The organism is Thiomonas sp. (genome assembly GCF_054608695.1).
In genome coordinates this window covers 1-18,955 of the sequence record NZ_JBTRXV010000082.1, presented here as the reverse complement: position 1 = coordinate 18,955, position 18,955 = coordinate 1, and the positions used below count along the sequence as shown (strand labels likewise).

Genomic DNA, 18,955 nt, shown 5'->3' with positions numbered 1-18,955 from the left:
ACCAACGCTGACGGCAGTTTCGGCAGCACCACCTACAACGCCGATGGCAGCTACGCGACCTCTGCGACCACCGCCACGGGCAACACCTCCACCGACAACTACACCGCCGCCGGCGTGCTCACCAGCGACACCTGGAAGGACGCCAGTGGCACCTCGGGCGCCGACACCTACAGCAGCACCGGTGTTTTGACCCAGTCCACCTGGACCAACGCCGACGGCAGTTTCGGCAGCACCACCTACAACGCCGATGGCAGCTACGCGACCTCTGCGACCACCGCCACGGGCAACACCTCCACCGACAACTACACCGCCGCCGGCGTGCTCACCGGCGACACCTGGAAGGACACCAACGGCACCTTCGGCGCCGACACCTACAACAGCGGCGGCCTGACATCGCAGTCCACATGGACCAATCCCGATGGCAGCACGGGCAGCAACACGGTCGTGGGCAACGCCGCCGTCTCGCTGACGTTCGGCAGCGGCACTAACACCATCGCGCTTGGCAGCGGGGTCGACACCCTTCAGACCACGGGAGGCACCAACCCCATCACGCTCGGCCAGGGGGCGGCCATCCTGAGCAACAACGGCGCCACCGACACCGTCGCCCTGGGCGCCTCGGCGAACCCGGATCAGTTGTGGTTCGCCCAGAGCGGCACGGACCTGGTGGTCAGCGTCTTGGGCAGCACCGAGAACCTCACCGTCAAGGACTGGTTCAACGGGTTGGCCAACCAAGTGTCCGAGTTCGTCGCCGGCAACGGCCAGGTCCTGGCGGGCAGCAATGTGGAGCAACTGGTGCAGGCCATGGCGGCGTTCTCGCCCCCAACCTCCAGCCAGACCGCCTACACCACGGCCGAGGCCACCAACCTCGATCCCGTCATCGCCGCCAACTGGCATTGAAGGCAACTTCAAAGAAGTCATCTCAAAGCTTGCCTTCCCCTGCAGTCCCTGCCTTGCGCTCGGGGCTGCAGGAAGCCTCAACCCTGGCCCGCAGTTCGGCCTTCTCCTGTTCCCGTGCGGGCCGGTGCGAATTCCGCGCACCGTGCCCCTCGCCTCCTGGTGCGCTTGCCCATGCCGTTCGGATGTCCCAAACACAGTCGCAAACACGTCTTCGTCGCCATTCTGGGCTTCGGCATGGGTGTCGGTGCCTGGGCTCAGACACCGACACCGCCCCTGTCACCGCCAAGCGCAGCCATCGACCTCACCCAACCCCCGCTGCTGGTGGATGCCTCCGGCGTCACCAGCCAGGGCCAGAATCTCGGCGAACCCTGCCGGTTGCAGACGCCCGACCATCCGGTTCGCCTCTTCGATGCCATCCGCGATGCCCTGTGCACCGATCCCAAGACCCGCCAGGCATGGGCCGCGGTGCAGGTGCAGGCCGCCCAGTTGGGCCAGGCCCGGGCGGCGTACTGGCCCAAGCTCGATGCCGCGCTGCAGTTCAACCGTGACCATGCGGCATCGACGGTGACGGGCCAGCCGCAGTTCGACAGCAACGTGGGTTCCCAGTTTCGGACCCAGGCCCTGTCCCTGAGCTGGGTGCTGTACGACTTTGGCGCGCGCACGGCGGCCGCCCACAGCGCCGAACAACTCCTGCTGGCCTCTCGCTACAGCCTGGACGACACACTGCAGACCGCACTGCTCAAGACCGCCAAGGACTATGAGGCGGCCCTTGCCGCATCGGCGGGCCTGGATGCGGCGCGCGACACGGCGCGCACGGCCCAAGAGAGCCTGGGCATCGCCCGAGCACGCGTGCAACAGGGCGTGGCTGCCATCAGTGATGCGCTGCAGGCTCAGACCGCCTATGCCCAAGCTGCGGCCGACGAGACGCATGCCAAGGGCACTTGGCAAACCGCCATCGGCGCCTTGGCCATCGACATGGGGCTCGATCCGGAGGCCGCGCCGCTACAGCTCCAGCCGCTGCCCGCCGCCGCTGGCGAATCGTCGGTTGCTATCGGCTCCTTGCACGCATTCCTGGATGATGCCAAGCGCATCAATCCCAAGATCAACGCCGCGCGTGCCCAGCACCTTGCGGCCCTGGCCCATGCCAAGGCGGTGCGGGACGCGGGGCTGCCGTCCTTGCATTTCACGTGGAAATACAGCCGCAACACCCAACCCGTGACGGGATTGGGCTTGCCCAGTTTCCCGGCCGATGCCCAGGACAACTTCGTCGGCATCGAGTTGGACATTCCATTGTTCGATGGTTTTGATCAGGACTGGAAAATGCGCGAAGCGCAAGCCCAGGCGCGGGAGCAGGGGCAAGCCTTGATCGACGCGCGCCGGCAAGTGATGCACGGCGTCTGGTCGGGCTTCGAGGGCTACAAGACGGCCACGGCGGACTTGGGCAGTACGCGCACCGTGCTGGCCGTAGCGCAGCAATCGCTGGCGGCGGCGCAGAAGCGCTACCAGCTTGGGGTGACCAGTATCCTGGAGGTTCTCCATGCACAACAGGCTTTGGCCAAGGCTCGCCAACAGCAGATTCAAGCACTGACGGATTGGCTCGTGGCGCGTTTGCAATTGGCGTACGCCGTCGGAAGTCTGGGGCAATCTGTCGAGACGCAGGGGAGCGTGCCTTGATTGTGGAGCATTCAACCGCTGTCAACGGGCGACACGGCCGTCTTGCCTGTCGTTCGCCCTTGCCCGGCAAACAGACTTCCCACAGGAATCTGTAGAGCGCATGCCAACACCTCGATCGCGTCCAGCGATGGATTGGCCCCACCCCTCTCGATGCGACTCATGTAGCTCCTGGCGAAACCACATCGGTCGGCAAACGCCTCCTGGCTTTCGCCAAGGCTCTTTCGCAAGTCACGAACACGTTGACCGAACTGAATTCTCAGGGCTTTGCTCACCCCATGACTGTGGCTTACCGTCTATTATCTGGCCACGCACTAATCGTGACATTGCTTTGTTTGCATCTTGTTTACATCAAGTCGTTGATGGATACGTTTAGTGTGGGGCGGTCACGACCCATCTCGCCCGATGTGGCTTTGGATACGCCGTCCTGTACCCCTGCTTCCACGACAACAACCCGCTAAAAGGACAAAGAATGCTGCACCTCAATCGACACGCAAAGAGTAGGCTCACCCGCTTGACCCTCACGGGGACAACTCTAGCCCTGACAACACTGCTGACTGCCTGCGGAGGCGGCGGTGGCGGATCGGCGAGCACCGCGATCACGCCGCCAAGTCAGAATGCCGCCACATTGACGGGATCATTCATCGATGGGCCGGTGAACGGGCTTCTTTACAAAGCCCTGCCGTCTGGCCTGTCCGGCACGACCGATCACAAGGGCACTTTCAGCTTTCAGAGCGGCGATTCGGTCACCTTTTCGATTCCGACGCCGCAAGGCAACATCACACTGGGCTCCTACCAGCCGCAGCCACCGGCTGGAGGTGGAACCACCGACGTCTCCGTGCTGGGGCTGGTCAACGGCCCCTCTATTGCCCAAACCTTGCAGTCCCTCAGTCACAGCGGTTCGAGCAGCGATCTCGACGTGTCCGGACTGTCACTGAGTGCGACCGACGTCTCCAACATTCAGAGCTACATCAACTACGGCTCGACCGGCTCCGGGCTGACCACGGTCCAGATGTTCTCGACTGCCCAGAGCGATGCCATGGCGTCAAACGGAACCCTGCAATTTCAGTCTCCGTCGCAAATCACCTTGAACAGCGCGGAATCGGCGGCCTTGCAAAGCCTGACTTCCACGGGTAGCACCCAGAGCATTTCGACAAGCGCAACGGTCCCCGGAAGCGTGTCTCTCGTGTTCGGCACGCAAACGTTCAACAATGTGACGACACCCGGCTGGTACGTCAATTATTACGCCACGAGCGGCTATCGCTATCACATGTACACCACCGGAGGGGTGCAAACCACCTACCAGTCTGCCGCGCAGCCCTATTCCACCAGTGGCAATCAAGTCACCATCACGGAGCCATCCTTAACGCTGACGCATACCTATGACGTCGCCTTTCCGGACTTCGGATTTTTCACGGAAAGCAGCACCACTGGAGAAACGGGACAGTACAGTTACACCAACATTCAGGGAACGGTCACCCTTGCCAATCTGCAGGGGCAGACGATCGACATGTCCGGCCCGCCGGTTTGTTTCGGCCAGGGGAAATACAACATTCGGTTTGCCTCCGCCCTGAATTCCAGCAATCAACTGCCTTATGCCCTTTATTGTGGTGCCACGCCCATAAGCGGTGCATTCGCCGGGACGGGGGTGGCGGTTGCGGCGACCTTCAGCGCCGACGGATTGCCCGACGGAAAAATGGTCAAGCTGGTGGACGCAGCCAACGTTCCCCACTACTTCGGCTTGGTGCGTGGTGCTGTCAGCAACGGGGTCTACGCGGAGTTCTCGCCAATTTCCGGATACAGCGGGCTGGAAACCGCGACCCCGAATTGATCGACTGACTAGGTCTGGAGATCGGCCATCGAGCTGGATTCGATGGCCGATCTTTCACGATCCTGGATATGGCGGCAGAATCATCGTCCGGTTGACCAGCACGTTGAACGTCATGCCCGGGCGGATGTTCAGGGTGGGTTGCAAGTTCAGGTTCTTGTTGAGCAGGTTCGTGCCGACGCTATCGAGTTGCTGGGACAAGCTTCCAGCCGCCTGCGCACTGGCGCTCGGCGTGTTGAACGCCCCGGCGTTTTGCGGCTGGCTCAACTGCGCACCGACACCCAGCAGGCTCATCAGGATGGCGCTGCCGAAGATGCGCATGAAGTGGTTGTTGACCTCATCGCCCAGGCCGCTCTCGCCCTTCCCGTCCGCGCCGACCATGCCTTTCAGGTCGATCATCGATCCGTTCGGGAAGATCAGCCGGTTCCAGGTCACCAGCACGCGGCTCTGGCCGTAGGCCACGGAGTTGCTGTAAGCGCCGATGACCTGGGTGCCTTGGGGAATGAGCACGATGCCGGGGTTCAGGCTGTCATCGACCGTCTGCCGCACCATGCCGGTGATCGTGCCGGGCAGGTCGCTGTCGATGCCGGTTTCCAGCACGGCCGGGATGACGGAGCCGGCGAACAACTCGTGGTTCGCCGCCTTGGGCTGCACGACCGCAGCCAGATCGCCGTTGTCGTCCTGGTTCTGCTGCACGTCCAGGAAGCCCTGGTTGCCGGATGGCTGGTTTGCGCCAGGCGTTCCAGGCATGCCCCCCACGCCACCCAGAGACGCCAACAGCTTGCGCACATTCGGATCGTTCGCGGCCTGGGGGTTCTGCGCCAGGCTCTCGCTGAGTTTCTTCTGCAAGGCCAGGATTCCGGCCGGGCGGGTCTGCTGCGCGAACGGGCCGCCGCTCTGCGAGGACTGCAAGGAACCCGTGCTGGTCTTCGCCAGATGGGCGCTCTGCGATGCCAACACCAAGCCCTCAAGGCGTTTGTAGTGGTTATCGATCAGCCATTGACGGTATTTCTCGGCAGGCGTCGGGCCTGGGGTCTGTCCAGCCTGCAGCGCCGCGCCCTGGGTCAACGCGGCACCGGCACCGCTCGCGGCATGGGGCGCCAACGATGCCGAGGTGCCCCTGGCAACAGCCGGAACACCGCCGGCGTCACCGCTCGCTCCACCATTCGCCGCGCTCGCGCGCACATTGAAGGCACGCTGCTGCGCTGCACTCGGCGCCGGGGCCTGCGTCATGCCGACCTGATCCGTGCTGCTGGCTGGCGCTCCTGCGGGAGAGGCGGCCTTGTTGCCCGACGTGGCGATGCCGACCAGGATCAAGACGGACAAGGCACTCAAGCCCCCGAAGATCAGCGTCTTGCTTTTCTTGGACAGGCGCTTGCCTTGTTTCGGGTCGGCCTTGATCTGCATGCCCTTGGCGGCCTTGGCAACCTTGCCGGGACCGATGACATCGGCAATGGGTGGCAAGGCTTGCGGCAAAGCTGTGCTCTCGATGGCGCCGGCCGGATGGTTGGTGTCTTCACGCATGTCTTGCCCCTGTGGTGGCTTGGGTTTGCTGATTCAACGCGCCCAGAATCCGGCGTTCATTTGCGCGTGATGGCAGGTGACGGCGCGGGAGTGCTTGCCCACGCCCAGCACCAGCTTGAACTGGGTCGGCAGGCCGTCGATGACGTAATCGCCATGCACCAGGCGGCTGTTCAGGAGTTCGGTGCTGCCGCCCGTGGTGTTGAACACGGCCGGGGCGTCGGTGAACTTCATCGTGCTTGGCATCTGCAGATAGGTGTGGCCGCCACCGGCGAACACGCGCGTCGGCATCAGATCCGCGTTGTCGAGGTCGGCATGGTTGTCGTCGGCCTTGCAGCGGAAATTGAAGTCCAGCTTGGCCGGATCGATGTCACCCAGCGGCGCGACCACGGCTTGCTTGTGGGCTTCGACCTTGGCTTGTTCGGCTGCGCGCTCTTGCGCGGCTTGCTTCTGCATATTGATCACCAGCGCCTGCGGGTCGTAGAAGCCGATCAGCGGCACATCGTTGTGCGCATCACTCACCAGGGTCATGTAATACACCCGCCCGGCGTCGGTGGTGACGACCAGGTTGGTGACCAAGCCAGCTTGCGTCGGCTTGACGATGACCACGGGGCGGTTGCCGGCGTCGGTCGGCTGCACCAGCCAGCGCACGCTGTCGCCGATGGACAGGCTGGTGATGTGCTCGCCCGGCAACAGATTGATGACGCAGACGTGCAATGGTGCGCAGGTGATGGTCGGATGGCTTTGACCGTAGGCGTACATCACTTCGCCGTTGGTGCCGATCACGTCGGGCGCCGAGCCAGTCTGCAACCATTCCTGGCTAGCCTCTTGTGTGGACAACCAGGATAGCGGCACGGGCGGGGTCTGGTTCACCAGTTCGTGGCTGGTGCGGCCGTTGTCGGGCGTGCCGATGCGGATCATCGGCTTGACGGCCTGCGCGGACATGGGTTTGGCTGGCTGCGTCGGTTGCACGACTGGCGCGGCATAGACGGACGTGAAGGCGGCCAGCAGCGCGGCGGCGATCAGGGTGCGTTGGAGGGTATTCATGGACGTTCTCCGGGACGGATGCAGGTTGTGCGAGTTGTTGTGGTTACGGCGAGGCTCAGGACACGCTCTGCGTCCAGTTCAGCGATTCGATGAAGATGCCCAGCGGGTTGTCGAGCATCACCTGCGGCTTGTCGGCCAGCCTGGCGTCCACGCCCACGGTGATCTGCGCTTTCCAGTGGGTGGTGACGCTGTTCTGTCCAGGGGTGGCCTTGGTCTCGGTCCAGTTCACCTGGTAGGTGTTGGCCCCGGTCGGCAGCACGCTGTTGACTTGTGGGTTGACGGTGTCGGCGGCGCCGAACGGGCTGTTGGCCTTGAACCAGTCGTTCAGGGTGTTGGCCGCGTTGCTGGACAGCATGGCGTAGCTGCGATTGAGCAAGGTCTGCTGCGCGGTCTGGTCGGGCAGCACCATGCGGGTGTTGACGATCCAGTTGGCGAGCTGCGCTTCGATGATGCGTTGGGTGACACCCGAGCCGTCGCTGGGGGTCGCCACCGCGATGGGGCTGCCCATCGTGTCGATGGCGACCACAAAGGGCTTGATCTTGCTTTGGGCGCCGATGTAAGCGACACCCACGACGGCCACAGCGGCCACGCACAGGGCGGCGATGGCGGCGATGCGCCAGCTTCGTGCACGGGAGATCTGATCGCCGTAGCGCTCATCCCACTCGCGGCGGGCGTTCAGGTAAGGGTTGGCTTGGGCCATGGTGATGCTCCGGGTGGATTGAGAGTTGCTTGGGTGCTTATGGCAGGGGGCCGCAAAGCGTTCAGAACGTCATCCGGTAGCCGATCAGGTATTCGGCGGTGCGGATGTGCAGGTGATGGCTCTGGCTGATGGGCAGGTTCATGAGGCGCGCGCCAACGGTAAGATCGCCGGGGCCGAAGCGCAGTGAAGCGCCCGCATGGACAGCCGCGAACGCACCGCCAATGGTCGGGATGCCCGAGGACACGGTGGCGAAGTCACGCCCGAACGCGAACCCGGCATCGATGTTGACGCCTGGCGCGATCTGGCGGCGGTAGCCGATCTGTGTGCCCGCGTAGGCGCTCGCCATGCGCCAGCCAGGGCCGTCGTGGAAATAGGCTCCGCTGTAGCCGATGCGCGTGTAACCCACCACCAGACCGGGCTGGATGAATCCCCCAGCCAAGGGCAGATTGCCACTGAATGCAAGGCCCGCGTCGGTGTAGTTTGCCGCTTCGCGCCCGCCCTGGGCGGCTGACAGGTTAAGGGTGGTGCCGCCCGGCAGGTCAGCGCTCGATGTCAGGCGCAGCGCTGGCATGCTGGACGCCAGGCCATTGCCGGTGTTCAGGCTGGCGTTGCCATAGGAGGCGGTCAGTGTGGCGGCGCTGGCGGTCGTGATGCTGGCTGCGATGAGCGCGGTGGCGATGAGGGTCTGGTTCATGGCAATCCCGGTGATGGCTCAGCCAACGAGCTGGTTCACAGGGATATGGGCTGACCCAGCAAAGCGACCAGCCTTGGGTGGATCAGCCGAGTCGGACATCGAAAAGCCGCGCACCCGGCACCCGGACTGCGCGGCTTTCCGCTAGATGTGGCGCGGCGATCAGTGAGGGCGATTCGAACCCGGCACAACGAACGCCGCCTGATTCTGCGTCGCCGCAAGCAAAACCAGCGCGCGCAACGTGGGTTCATCGACAAGTTCAAGGTCGGCGTACTCACCGAATTCCCCCCCAATCACGCCGGCGCAGTCCATATCCAGGCCCAAGAGCAGGGCTGGCGCGGGCTCCAGGATGCCCACCGCAGACAGCGCGGATGCGCCCTTGGAGCCGTGAAGACCCAATGCCTCGCACACATGGATGCCCGCGAAATACAGCCCAAGCCCATCCTCATCCTTGTCGAGCCACGCTTCGATGTGATGTCCGCAAAAATCGAGACCGGTACTTCCGCCAGCGTCATCGTTGTAGGTGGCTGCTTCGGCGCGAAGCTGTGGCAGGGCTTCGTTGTCCAGCCAATCGGCGAACGCCTGTGCACGAGAGGCAGCGGGCATGGCGGACAGGGTTGATGGGGTGATGGTCTCTTTGCTCATGGTGGTGCTCCAGTTCGTCAGCGCACCGTTGCGCCTGACATAAGTTCATGGAGACACTCCGCAAACCGTCAAGCGGTGTCCGGGTCTTTCGTGCCTGTCAACCGCTTCCAACGTTCAAGGGCGTAGCCCGAGAACGTCGCATTCCGGGTCTCGGGCGGAGCCTGAGCAGGTAGGGACGGGGACACAAACGCAGAAAACAAGCACGCCAGTGCGCAGGTTTTCGAGGCTTGTGGACACGGCCCCCTACCCTGTACTTCTTTCTTGACGGTTATCTCAATAAAGATGCACCTGTCAGCACGCCTGTCGTGATGCCTGTCGATGCGCCTGTCAGCGCGGTTTTGATTCCTGTCGGCGCAGTTTTGATTGCTGTCGCGATTCCTGTCAGTGCGATTTCGATTCCTGTCGGCGCGTTTTCGATTCCTGTCGGCGCACCTGTCAGCAAGCCTGTCGTGATGCCTGTCAGAGCACGGTTTGCGCCCACTTGCCATAAGCATGTAGCGACCGCTGCTTTGTGGCGGGCTTCAACGAGCCTGTGGACATGGACGAGATCGATTCCATCGATGACCCTGCTGAACGCATTCGCCGGCAGGTAGACGCAATATTGACGCGCCGCATGGAGAACGCATCCGGGCTGTCTCCAGCTTCGCTCGTGCGCGTCTTGCGCCCGGTCATTGAGAAGCACCTTGCATCCGGCATGACCCTGGAGGACATTGCCGCAGCTTTGCGTGGTGAAGGTTATGTGGTCACAAAAGGCCATCTTGTCCGACACCTGGGCATCATCCGGGCAGAGCTTGGAATGCCACCCATGACACGCGGGCGTCCCATCAAGACTGAGAAGCCAGACAGACAAGAAACAGCGCCCAAGCCCGCAGCAGCCAAGGCGGCGCCGCTTGCCAAGGACTCCGTGCCCGCTGTGGTCCCTGCCGCCCCACCAGCCACCCCAACCCCAACAACAGGGGCAAAGCAAGAGGGCGGCGAGGCCAAGGCACCACCGCTGCGATTCCTTCCGGCGCGCGACATGGTTATTGGAGACTTTCCGTCCGCCGAAGAACAACGGCGCACCCGGGATGCTCTGAGGCCTCGCGAACCGCCCGCCAGGCCGTGACAACACGCATCCGGTTTGCGGCTGCCTCACATATCCCTATACGACCGCCGATGCGGTCATGCCCTTACTCAATGGAGAACCACAATGTCACTCAAAACATTTATCGTCGATGGCGACAAGGGTGGGGTCGGCAAGACCATGGTGTCGCGCCTGCTCGCTGAAACCTACTTGCGCGGCGAGGCTCTCGGCCTGCCCAAGTGCCAACTGATCGTCGTCGATTCCGACAAGACCAACCCGGATTTCTGTGGCGAAGGCGGCTACAGCGCCTGCGAGCAGTTTGAATCGATCCTGGTTAACCTCTCGGCGCCGCGCCTGTGGGGTGAGTTGGCGAACACCCTGGAAGGGGCTGTTGCTGCGTCGGCTCTGCATGAGATGCGCATCATCATCAATCTGCCGGCTGGCATCGGTGAGCGCTCCTTGCTCTCAGCCGACCGCTCGGCCATCGGCGTGCTGGAGTATCTGCGCGCCGTGCCGGTGTGGGTGATGGGCCGCACTGAGGATTCGATCTCGCAGCTTGAGCGCCGCTGGAAAGAGTTCCCGAGCACCTATGAGCACGGCCTGATCGTGCTGAACCAGTTCTTCGGTGACAAGGATCGCTTTGTCATGTGGAACACCTCGCCGGTGCGCAGCGAACTGCTGGCGTCCGGTTGGAAAGAGGTTGCCATCCCGGAACTCTCCGACCTGACGGTGCAGCGCATCGGGCGCACGCCGATGTTCAAGGTCGCCAAAGGGGATGCAACCTGGCAGGGTCTGCGGGTCGGGCCGGGCGATGTCATGAATGTGCAGGCGTTCACCAACATGGGCACGTCAACCTTGAAGATCGCTGAAACCATCCCCTCGCTGCGCTTCAACGGAGAAGTCTGATGAGCCTGTACAAGGATTTGATCACCGCGCTGGCCCCGGATGGTCTGGACGACCAGCAGGCGGCTGAGATCGCGCAAATCATGCAGGCCGGGCAGATCGGCGAGAACGATTCGACCCTGCTGAATTTCCTGCCGATTTATTTCCTCTCCAACCGACGCGAGCAGGCGCGTGTCGACCAGGAAGCCCTGTTACGGGCGATCCAGAGCGTGAGCACGGGTGGGGTGGACGCCGACCGTCTGGGCAAGGCTGTGGCCCGGCATATCGATCCCACCGAGATCGAGGTTCCGGCCCCGGAAATCGACGCGGCGAAGATCGCCAAGGCGGTGGCCAGGGCGGCCGTGCCGGAGATTCGCGGTGTCATCGAGGCCGAGCTGAGTAGCCGGGTGCTCAAGCTCGACGCTGCAGCGGCGCACGAAGCACTGCGGGGCGCCGTGTCCGACACACTGTTCTCCTGGCAGGTTGCGGCGGGTATCGGTGTGGCGCTGCTACTTGTGATTGCCAGTTACTGGTGGGGTGGCCACCAGGTTGCAGCGCAGGATCAGCCCGTGATCGCGCAGATGCAAAGCCAGATCCAGCAGATGCGCGCCGAGCCGGTTGTGCCGCATCGGCGTTAAGTCCCCCGGACGTTATCGCCGCGCCCAGCGCTGCAAGTCCCGCCAGTCGCCCTGCACCTGACGCTGCGCCCGTTGCAGCTTGACCTTGACGAACGCAACCAGATCGGGCGCGAGTCTCATGCGGAGCCGCCAGAGCGCCGCGATCAGAACGGCCCACTGTCCCCTCCAGCGCCGGAAAAAGAGCAGCACAGCCGCTGCCCCGGAGACACCCAGCGGCACACCCAGGTTGTTGCTGACGGCGGCATGAAACACCCATACGGCCAGCACAAAAGGCGACAGCAGAATGGCGATGTGCAGCGTCAGCCGGGCGTCGTGCCAGTAGCGCTTGAGGGTTGTCCACATGATGGCTCTCCGTTGGTGGTTCTCTGTTAACGATGCGTGATGGCATCCGAAAGCACTTTCGCCACCCACTTGTTCATGCTCTGGCCTTCGCGAGCTGCTGCCTTGACCGCCGCAGCATGAATGCTCGGGTCGATTCGCAGCATCAATTTGCCTGATGCTGGTTTTTCTGGCGCTTGTTCGAGCTTCGCGCAAATCTCGATGTAGTCGTCAATGGATTCACGGAATGCGGCCTCGAACTCGGCCACGGATTCGCCGTGAAAACCGATGATGTCGGCAATATCCAGCACACGCCCAACCAGGATTTTGTCGTCCGGGTCGTAGGTCATGCTGGCCGCATAGCCCTTGTAGGTCATCACGTTGTTCATGGGGTCACTCCAAGTTTCTCCAGGTGCTCCCGCACCAGTCTGACGCGGTATTTCAAGGCTTCCTTCTGTGGGTGAGGCCGATGGAAGTAAGCGCGCAGGCCGTCTTTCTCAAAAGCCACGGACGAGCCGTGCCCCTCAATCACGCGACAGCCAACAGCCACAAGCAACGCCTCAATACGCGCCCACTCCAGATTGCCGTTGACCGGATTGGAGAAGACCGCCTCCAGAGTTTTGCGTTGCTTGCTATTCATAGATTGATGATAGCACATATGATGGCAATTTCAATGTTTTTTGCTATCAGTTGCTTTGCTGCCACGCGGCATATCCCTGTGTCCACACCACATTGGAAATCGTCGTGCAAACCCATTCCTTTCTTGCCCCTGCCTCGCTCTTGCGCCGCCTGCTGGCCGTCCTGCTGCCTGCTGTAGCTGGACTGGCCTGGATTCTCAGCAGCAAGCCCTACGGCGTCTTTATGTCGCCCCTGCTCATCATCGGCGTCATGCTGGCGGAGAATCGCCGCTGGCGCTTCCTGGCTGCGCTGGCCTACTTCGGCTGCGGCGCAGCGTCGCTCCCACCGGAGGTGCAAAACTTCTTCGGCTCCGGCTTGGGGCTGGGCGTTGGCCTGTGGGCACTGTCGACTGTGCTGCTCGCCCTGCCCTGGGCCTGGGCCTCACGCGGCTGGCATGTGGTGGCTGTGCTGCTGCTTGAGGCTGTGCCGCCGCTGGGGCTGTTCGGCTGGCTGTCGCCGCTGGCAGTGGCTGGCGTGTTCTATCCGGGGTTGGGACTGATGGGCTTCGCGCTTGGGCTTGCGATCCTGTGGACACTGGCGGTGTTGGTCCAAGCCAAATCCTCGGACGCAGCGATCACGTTGGCCATGGTGGCGTCGGCAGTGCTGTCGGGCGTGTCGGTGTGGGCAAATGCTGTCTACACGCCGCCCGTCGCGCCTGCTGGCTGGGTCGGGGTGAACGCCCGTGTCGGTCATGAAACGGATGACGTGATGGCCGAGGTTGGGCGCAACCAAGGCTGGATTGACCGTGCGGCTGGCGTGGTTCGCGCTGGAGCAAAGTCAAAGGCAGGGGCAAAGAGGATGGTGGTTGTGATGCCCGAAGACGTGGCCGGAACCTGGGGGCCAGGCACTGCGGCGCAGGCGCGGGCGGCGATGCGACCTGGGGATGTGTGGTTGGTTGGCGCGTCCGTGCTTGGGCCACGGCACTGGGATGGGAGTTATTTGAATGCCGTGGTTGGCCTTGGCCAGCGCGGCGATGCCGTGCTGTTCGTCTCGCCGGTGCCTGTGCCCGGCGGGATGTGGAAGCCGTGGGCTGGGGGGAAGTCCTACACGGCGGCGCATTGGTGGGAGCCGGTGCAGACCATTGCTGGTGTACGCACCTGGGCTGCCATTTGCTATGACCAGGGCATCACCTGGCCGTGGCTGCAGGCGCTCGTCCAACGGCCTGCCGTGGTGCTGCAAGTGTCGAACACCTGGTATGAACCTACGGGGGCTGGTGCGCCTCGTATTGAGGCTGCAACGGCTGCTATGTGGGCACGGCTCATGGGTGCGGCGGTGGTGGCGGCGGTGAATCGGGCCTGACCAGAAAACCGAAGGGTGTGTTCTGCCGCAAGGCGATACCCTCACTGTCGTAGCGCCGGATCGAGGTTTCGGCTCATCTTCTTGTTGGGTTTAGCGCCCGATGCCTGGATCACGGTCTCGCCCTGCCCGTTTGCGGACTTTCGCTCGATCGCGCTCCTGAGCCATGCCATCGAAGGCGAGCGTGCCCAGCCGCGCCGCTTCGTCCTTGACCGCGTTCCAGTCGCACCACTTCGGGGCCAGGTTCTTGTACTCGCTTAAACGAGCCTCTTCCAGATCGTATGGGATGGGATCGCTCAACTGGATCTGCAACTGCTGTGTGGCCGACTCTCCGTTCGGCTGGGGATACAGACGGTCGAAAGGCCGCAAAGCCTCCACCACAGCCTCGTCGCCGATGTGCTCAGCCAGGGCCACGAAATCAAGATAGTCTCGGGTCGCGTTGCGCCTGAGGATCAACACACCCTTGATGCGCAGAATCTCGGATGGGGTGGGTATGGTCAGCTTTTCGCCAAGGATCTCGGCCTGCGTCGTTTCGAGCGGTTCATCGCGGATCAACTGCCGAACGCCGGTTTCGATGCCGTCAAGGCTACCGAGAATTTGCACCGGTCGCTGGACCCGTGCTGTTTTCCATCCAGCGACAGACTCCAGGTGCGCAAGAACCGCGTCGAATCGTTGCCGCAGATCGGGCAGGATGTGATCGGCATCCGTCGAGCGCCGATGCCCCGCATACAACGCCGCGGCCGTGCCACCCACGAGAACGGCTTCGGGAAGGATGCGCTGCAAGCGTGCCGCCGACGTCAGCACGCGCTCCCACTCAGGCAGCGAAACCGTGTCGCCGGACATACTGCGCCCAGAAGTGATGCCGCTGGGCGTAGCGCTCGGCAGCGTGAGGATGGCATACCCGCAGCACCTTGTCCGCCAGGCGCGAGTCGTTCAGGATGGCGGCGCGCAGGTCTTCCCAATCGTCCCGCTTGCCGCGGGAGATCACGTCGTCGATGGCGGCCAGGGTGTAGTCCTGATGGTTGAGGTGGCGATGTTGCATGATGGCCATTATTGCATCGGAGCGAGGGTTTGCGGCTCAATAAAACTCCGGCCCGACAAAACCCTCGATGGCCGCCGACCGGGTTTCGTGGCGCCACGCCTCGTCGTCGCCGTGCAGCTCGGACCACGGCGTCGCGTTGTAGTTGACCAGCGCCCGGCGAAAGGTCTGCTGCATGGCGCGGAGCGCTGCAGCGATGGTTTCGTGGCGCTCGAACAGGACGGGCTTTCCCGCGTCCCGATCCCAGACCCCGACCAGGAGTTGTGGGTCCTTCAGCATCGGCTCGCGGAGGTAGAAGAAGAGGCCAAGTTCCTGCGCCGTGGGCTCGCGGGATGCCAGCATCTCCCTACGCATTTCTTTGCAGGCTTTGGCGGTCTCCGGGTCGAGCCACTGCTTTTCACCGATCATGCGCAGGCCCTCGTTTCGCACGACTTCGTTGCGCGCGCGGCGGGGGGTGATGTCGCTTGGCGGATGGCGCGTCGGCGTCGTGATTTCGGTCTGGTCTGGGTTCATCATGAGATTCTCCGGTGGTTGATCTGGGCTGCGCGGTCTCTTTGAGAGTTCCATGGCGGCGCCGCGCTGTTGTAGGAGATATGCGTCAGCCCGGCGCGCTGCACCCCGATCGGAGCGCTGTGGTGCGCGTCAATGCGATCGTGGGCATTTTGGCGCTCGCGTCGCCCGCCCGGGCTGTGCGGATCGGGATCTTCGTCGGGCCCCAACTCCTGCGCCAGGTCGGACTCGATGTCGCGCGCCACTTGCTGCAGCATGTCTTCGATTTCGTCATACGCCAGTTCAGGTGCTGGTTCATCCACGTCTGGCATCAAGTCAAAGGCAGGGGCAAAGAGAATCTTTTCAATCGTTTCTTGCCCCTGCTTCGGTGGTTGGGGGTGCGGTGTGGCGTTCAACGACTGCGCCGAATTCCCACTGTTAGTGTCTTTATGGGGATTCGGCGCAGTCAGCGGGCCAAGAACAACACAAGTAGTCGGCTGTGTCCACGCATGATTCCCGTCCCTTGCCGCCATCTTTTCTTGCCCCTGTTGTGGGGTTTGGGTTGTGGTGCCACGCTGATCCGTCCAACTGCTTGCGGCGACCTCTTCTGATGCGCCCACAGGCTTATTGGTGGTATCGGCAAACCGTTCAACTGGTATCGTCGGCGAGAGTTCTTCGCTGAGCGCTCTCAGCCGCAGCCGAATCGATTCCGTCGAAGCGCTGCGACGCAAATGAATTAGCGCCGCGCGCACGCTGCGCTCGCTGACGCGGCCACCAGCGCCTTGCACCGTCGCAATAGCCTCATCCACCGCCCCTTGATCGACTTTCGGCCCCGAAATGCTGCGCGGGTTGCGCTTGCGCTCGTGGATCACGACACCGTACTTTGCCAGAGCCTCGTCCATCTCGGCGGTCTGGATGCCGCCCCAAAGATGCACCTGCAGCGGCTCGGCGTCCATCGGGCGGTTCACCGCCCTGTTCCGGCCGATGCCCTGCGCCAAGTTCTGGGCGTACTCATCGATCAACCAGGCCCTCACTTCGGGCATCACGGGCAACGGCGGACCGTCGGCATCCGGCCTGTCCTTGTCCATGGCTTTATCCCAGGCGGGCCACTGGATGTCACAGTCGGCCAAGGCTGCACGGGTGGCCGCATACAGGCCTGCAAAGGCCGTCTCTGACCAAAATGTCATACCCACGAGCGCTAGATTTCGACCACCCCAGCAGTCCAGACCGCGGTCGTGCCTTCCAAACCAGCCGATTGGCACTCCGGTGTCGGCCTCGAATTGCTGCGCGGCGACCTGTGACGCGTCGTCGGCCTGGTGCGCCTCTTGCGAGTAACGGAGATAGGCCATGTGGGTGATGATGGCCGCCGGCTGCGACAGTTGCGGCGCGATGCGGTCGCGGATTTCCTCCATATGCGCCCGCGCCTCGTCGGGGTATGTGGCTTTTTTGACGTCGCCACGGGCATACAAATGCCCGGTCATGCGCGTGACGTGCATGTTTTGGCTGGCCGTCGCCTCGTGGATGCGTCCGCCGCGCGATTGAATAAACTGGCGCATCGCCAGGCTCATTGTGGCGTCCAGGAAAATGACACTACCCTTGTCCCGCGCGTGCTCGATGACCGGGTTGGTTTCATAGGCAAATAACGTGCCTTTTTCTTGCCGCATGGTCCAGGCTTTGCAGTTGTTTGCTAGCGTGGACAGTGCCCGCAGCGGGATGAAAAAGTCGTCATCTTCGTGGGAATAGCTCACCCTCTCCCACTTTGCAGTGCCTGCGATCGATCCCCCGGCTTTCGTCACCCGTTTTTGCATGTCGATCACGCGCTGCGCGTCGAGTGGTTGATCCCCTGCGATCTGCGCGCCGATGTCACGAAAAAGCTTATCGACATCTGGCACCAGATCACGCATCAAACGCGCCAGTCTTAGTTCTTCAGCATGGACCGAAGTCAAAGAGTTTTTCTTCCCGAGCGAGGTGATCGTTTTCTCCAGGCGCTCCAGCAGACCGTCGAGCCGGTTGCGCCAAACCCTCACATCTCCGGCGTCGATCTCGACCTCGCGGGCCATGGGGATGTGCTCATCCACGACGATGAGTCTTTGGGCCTGACGCATGATCGAGCCGGACATCGGGTCAACTTCGCGCCAATCGGCCATTGCCTCACTGAAGGCGGCGATGGGCGCTACAAGAATCGGCGCGGCGAGCTGATCGGGCAGGCCACGAAAGAGAAACTGGCAGGGCGGGGTTTTGGCTGGATCCATTCCACGGGTCTTGAAGAACTCGGTCGCACGCTGGATGCGCATTTCATCTCGCGTCACGAATGTCAACACACCAGCATGGCCGCTGGGACATTTGCAGCACAACCCCTGGGCGGGTCGATGATTCTGGTCGCTCGCATCGGCAACGCGTTCCAGGCGGTAGCAGGCGTGCGCTCCTGGGTCGCATGGGGCTTCGTTGGGCTTGCTTTCAGACGGCTCCCGCCGGCCCTGGTAGACCACTGCGCCCCATGGTTTCAGCCGCTCAGAATATTCTTGGGCGAGCTGGTGGGTTGGCACCAGGATGACGAGTGGCAGGCCAGCGGCGTGCGCCTTCCCCACCAGTGGAGTGACACCCACGCTTTTGCCTAAGCCAACCGTCGCCAGGATCCCCAGCGGGGGTAGGGGCGCAGGCATCGGGCGCTTTGGCGAGCCGGCGGCTCGGGCGCGCTGGTTCGCCTGGCGGGTGTCGTCAGCCGCTGCGATTCGCGCGGCGTGCTGATTAAAGTATCCAGCCATGGCCGCCGCCATCGCGGCGCGCACGGGCTGTAACTCGACTTCGCGTGGCGCCTGTGTGTGTTTGTACGCATCCATGCCAGTTGCCCCAAGTCTGTGTTCAGAATGGGATATGGCAAAGCGCCGCAAACCGTAAAGCGCTACTTCTGGTGGATAGGCAGGCTCGGCAACGGCCAAGCCCGCCGCCAGGGTGGTGGCGGTGGGCATGGTCGGGTCCTCAGGCTTTGCAGCGGTGTTTTTTGCTCTTGCTTCCTGCCGGGCGCCCCGGCTTCCTCACCCCAAAGGCCTGTTCCAAGCTTGCAGCAGCGGCGCCCAGTGTGGCGGGACAACCGTGTTCTGAGGCCTGGAGTCTCTCGACGCTCTCGATCCAAAGCGCCCGGGCCACAACATCAGCGGGGACAGTGTGCTGCCCCTTCGCTGAGTCGATCACTGCAGCCAGTCGACCCCATCGGCTGCCTGGTGTCACCCTGCCGCGTGACAAACTTGTCGCGAGGCTGGGGCGTGCCACGCCCCACAACGATGCAATTTGCAGTCGAGTTAGCCTAAGTGGGCAGGCAGAAAGTTGAAGCGCGATAGCGATTTGCGTTTTTTGGTAAGAGATGACCTGGATTTCTTGTTCGATGTTCATGATTGTGTTCCGATAAGGCTTCGGGACACGCACTTTTTTGCGCACGCTGCTGGGTCGGGGCGCGGTACAAATCGGCATAGGGGGCGGCTCGTCAGAGCCGCACCCCTGCCACACCACCCGGCGTGCGGGTCCGCACCGGGCGGTTCGCGAGCTTGAGGTCAT

The 18,955-nt window shown here is 62.9% G+C and carries 21 protein-coding genes; 7 read left to right on the top strand and 14 right to left on the bottom strand.

The window, feature by feature from the left end; all coding sequences use genetic code 11:
* Both ACYCUK_RS19220 and ACYCUK_RS19215 read left to right on the top strand, forming a co-directional pair.
* On the top strand, positions 1-897 hold an 897-nt coding region (locus tag ACYCUK_RS19220; RefSeq protein WP_461596271.1), incomplete at its 5' end, for a calcium-binding protein.
* 171 nt (positions 898-1,068) lie between these two features.
* Positions 1,069-2,571: a TolC family protein gene (locus ACYCUK_RS19215; RefSeq protein ID WP_461596270.1), complete on the top strand. Its 1,503-nt coding sequence runs from the start codon at positions 1,069-1,071 to the stop codon at positions 2,569-2,571.
* Between the two features lie 11 nt (positions 2,572-2,582).
* Here the strand turns inward: ACYCUK_RS19215 and ACYCUK_RS19210 are convergent, their stop codons facing one another.
* Positions 2,583-2,843 (bottom strand): helix-turn-helix domain-containing protein, encoded by a 261-nt coding sequence (locus ACYCUK_RS19210; protein ID WP_461596269.1) that lies wholly within the window; start codon positions 2,841-2,843, stop codon positions 2,583-2,585.
* Positions 2,844-3,040: 197 nt separating this feature from the next.
* On the opposite strand from ACYCUK_RS19210, the gene ACYCUK_RS19205 reads away from it, so the two are divergent.
* Entirely contained in the window at positions 3,041-4,399 is a 1,359-nt protein-coding gene (locus ACYCUK_RS19205; protein WP_461596268.1) for a hypothetical protein, read from the top strand.
* 54 nt (positions 4,400-4,453) lie between these two features.
* On the opposite strand, the gene ACYCUK_RS19200 is transcribed toward ACYCUK_RS19205, so the two are convergent.
* The 5 genes from ACYCUK_RS19200 to ACYCUK_RS19180 form a co-directional block, all read right to left on the bottom strand.
* Positions 4,454-5,920, bottom strand: a complete 1,467-nt coding sequence (locus ACYCUK_RS19200; protein WP_461596267.1) for a TraB/TrbI/VirB10 family type IV secretion system protein — start codon at positions 5,918-5,920, stop codon at positions 4,454-4,456.
* Positions 5,921-5,953: 33 nt separating this feature from the next.
* Positions 5,954-6,964, bottom strand: coding sequence for a TrbG/VirB9 family P-type conjugative transfer protein (locus tag ACYCUK_RS19195; RefSeq protein ID WP_461596266.1), 1,011 nt, complete (start codon positions 6,962-6,964; stop codon positions 5,954-5,956).
* A gap of 55 nt (positions 6,965-7,019) precedes the next feature.
* Positions 7,020-7,664: a VirB8/TrbF family protein gene (locus ACYCUK_RS19190; RefSeq protein ID WP_461596265.1), complete on the bottom strand. Its 645-nt coding sequence runs from the start codon at positions 7,662-7,664 to the stop codon at positions 7,020-7,022.
* Positions 7,665-7,725: 61 nt separating this feature from the next.
* Complete coding sequence (locus tag ACYCUK_RS19185) at positions 7,726-8,358, bottom strand: hypothetical protein (protein ID WP_461596264.1); 633 nt, start codon at positions 8,356-8,358, stop codon at positions 7,726-7,728.
* Positions 8,359-8,517: 159 nt separating this feature from the next.
* Positions 8,518-9,000, bottom strand: a complete 483-nt coding sequence (locus ACYCUK_RS19180) for a hypothetical protein (RefSeq protein ID WP_461596263.1) — start codon at positions 8,998-9,000, stop codon at positions 8,518-8,520.
* Positions 9,001-9,538: 538 nt separating this feature from the next.
* On the opposite strand from ACYCUK_RS19180, the gene ACYCUK_RS19175 reads away from it, so the two are divergent.
* The 3 genes from ACYCUK_RS19175 to ACYCUK_RS19165 all read left to right on the top strand — a co-directional run bounded on the left by ACYCUK_RS19175 (position 9,539) and on the right by ACYCUK_RS19165 (position 11,583).
* Entirely contained in the window at positions 9,539-10,105 is a 567-nt protein-coding gene (locus ACYCUK_RS19175; protein WP_461596262.1) for a hypothetical protein, read from the top strand.
* A 138-nt stretch (positions 10,106-10,243) separates the two neighbouring features.
* Complete coding sequence (locus ACYCUK_RS19170) at positions 10,244-10,969, top strand: hypothetical protein (RefSeq protein ID WP_461596261.1); 726 nt, start codon at positions 10,244-10,246, stop codon at positions 10,967-10,969.
* The gene (locus ACYCUK_RS19165) at positions 10,969-11,583 is read left to right on the top strand and encodes a hypothetical protein (protein ID WP_461596260.1); all 615 of its coding nucleotides are present in this window, start codon (positions 10,969-10,971) and stop codon (positions 11,581-11,583) included. Before ACYCUK_RS19170 ends, ACYCUK_RS19165 begins: the two co-directional genes overlap by 1 nt.
* Positions 11,584-11,595: 12 nt before the next feature.
* On the opposite strand, the gene ACYCUK_RS19160 is transcribed toward ACYCUK_RS19165, so the two are convergent.
* From ACYCUK_RS19160 to ACYCUK_RS19150, 3 genes are read right to left on the bottom strand one after another with little or no spacing between them, the layout of a single operon-like run.
* Complete coding sequence (locus tag ACYCUK_RS19160) at positions 11,596-11,925, bottom strand: hypothetical protein (protein WP_461596259.1); 330 nt, start codon at positions 11,923-11,925, stop codon at positions 11,596-11,598.
* A gap of 26 nt (positions 11,926-11,951) precedes the next feature.
* Complete coding sequence (locus ACYCUK_RS19155) at positions 11,952-12,290, bottom strand: type II toxin-antitoxin system HicB family antitoxin (RefSeq protein ID WP_461596258.1); 339 nt, start codon at positions 12,288-12,290, stop codon at positions 11,952-11,954.
* Positions 12,287-12,541 carry a type II toxin-antitoxin system HicA family toxin gene (locus ACYCUK_RS19150; protein WP_461596257.1) on the bottom strand — a complete coding sequence of 85 codons (255 nt, stop codon included), beginning with the start codon at positions 12,539-12,541 and terminating at the stop codon, positions 12,287-12,289. The genes ACYCUK_RS19155 and ACYCUK_RS19150 overlap by 4 nt, the downstream gene beginning before the upstream one ends.
* Positions 12,542-12,645: 104 nt before the next feature.
* Between ACYCUK_RS19150 and ACYCUK_RS19145 the strand changes: the two genes are divergently transcribed.
* Positions 12,646-13,878 (top strand): carbon-nitrogen hydrolase family protein, encoded by a 1,233-nt coding sequence (locus ACYCUK_RS19145; protein ID WP_461596256.1) that lies wholly within the window; start codon positions 12,646-12,648, stop codon positions 13,876-13,878.
* Between the two features lie 90 nt (positions 13,879-13,968).
* Here the strand turns inward: ACYCUK_RS19145 and ACYCUK_RS19140 are convergent, their stop codons facing one another.
* The 5 genes from ACYCUK_RS19140 to ACYCUK_RS19120 are packed head-to-tail and all read right to left on the bottom strand — an operon-like array spanning position 13,969 to position 18,793.
* Positions 13,969-14,718 (bottom strand): hypothetical protein, encoded by a 750-nt coding sequence (locus ACYCUK_RS19140; RefSeq protein WP_461596255.1) that lies wholly within the window; start codon positions 14,716-14,718, stop codon positions 13,969-13,971.
* The gene (locus tag ACYCUK_RS19135; RefSeq protein ID WP_461596254.1) at positions 14,690-14,917 is read right to left on the bottom strand and encodes a hypothetical protein; all 228 of its coding nucleotides are present in this window, start codon (positions 14,915-14,917) and stop codon (positions 14,690-14,692) included. Before ACYCUK_RS19135 ends, ACYCUK_RS19140 begins: the two co-directional genes overlap by 29 nt.
* A 36-nt stretch (positions 14,918-14,953) precedes the next feature.
* Positions 14,954-15,430 (bottom strand): hypothetical protein, encoded by a 477-nt coding sequence (locus tag ACYCUK_RS19130; RefSeq protein ID WP_461596253.1) that lies wholly within the window; start codon positions 15,428-15,430, stop codon positions 14,954-14,956.
* Entirely contained in the window at positions 15,427-18,372 is a 2,946-nt protein-coding gene (locus ACYCUK_RS19125) for a hypothetical protein (protein WP_461596252.1), read from the bottom strand. The genes ACYCUK_RS19130 and ACYCUK_RS19125 overlap by 4 nt, the downstream gene beginning before the upstream one ends.
* 10 nt (positions 18,373-18,382) lie before the next feature.
* On the bottom strand, positions 18,383-18,793 hold the full coding sequence (locus ACYCUK_RS19120) for a hypothetical protein (RefSeq protein WP_461596251.1): 411 nt from the start codon (positions 18,791-18,793) through the stop codon (positions 18,383-18,385).
* Between the last annotated feature and the right edge of the window lie 162 nt (positions 18,794-18,955).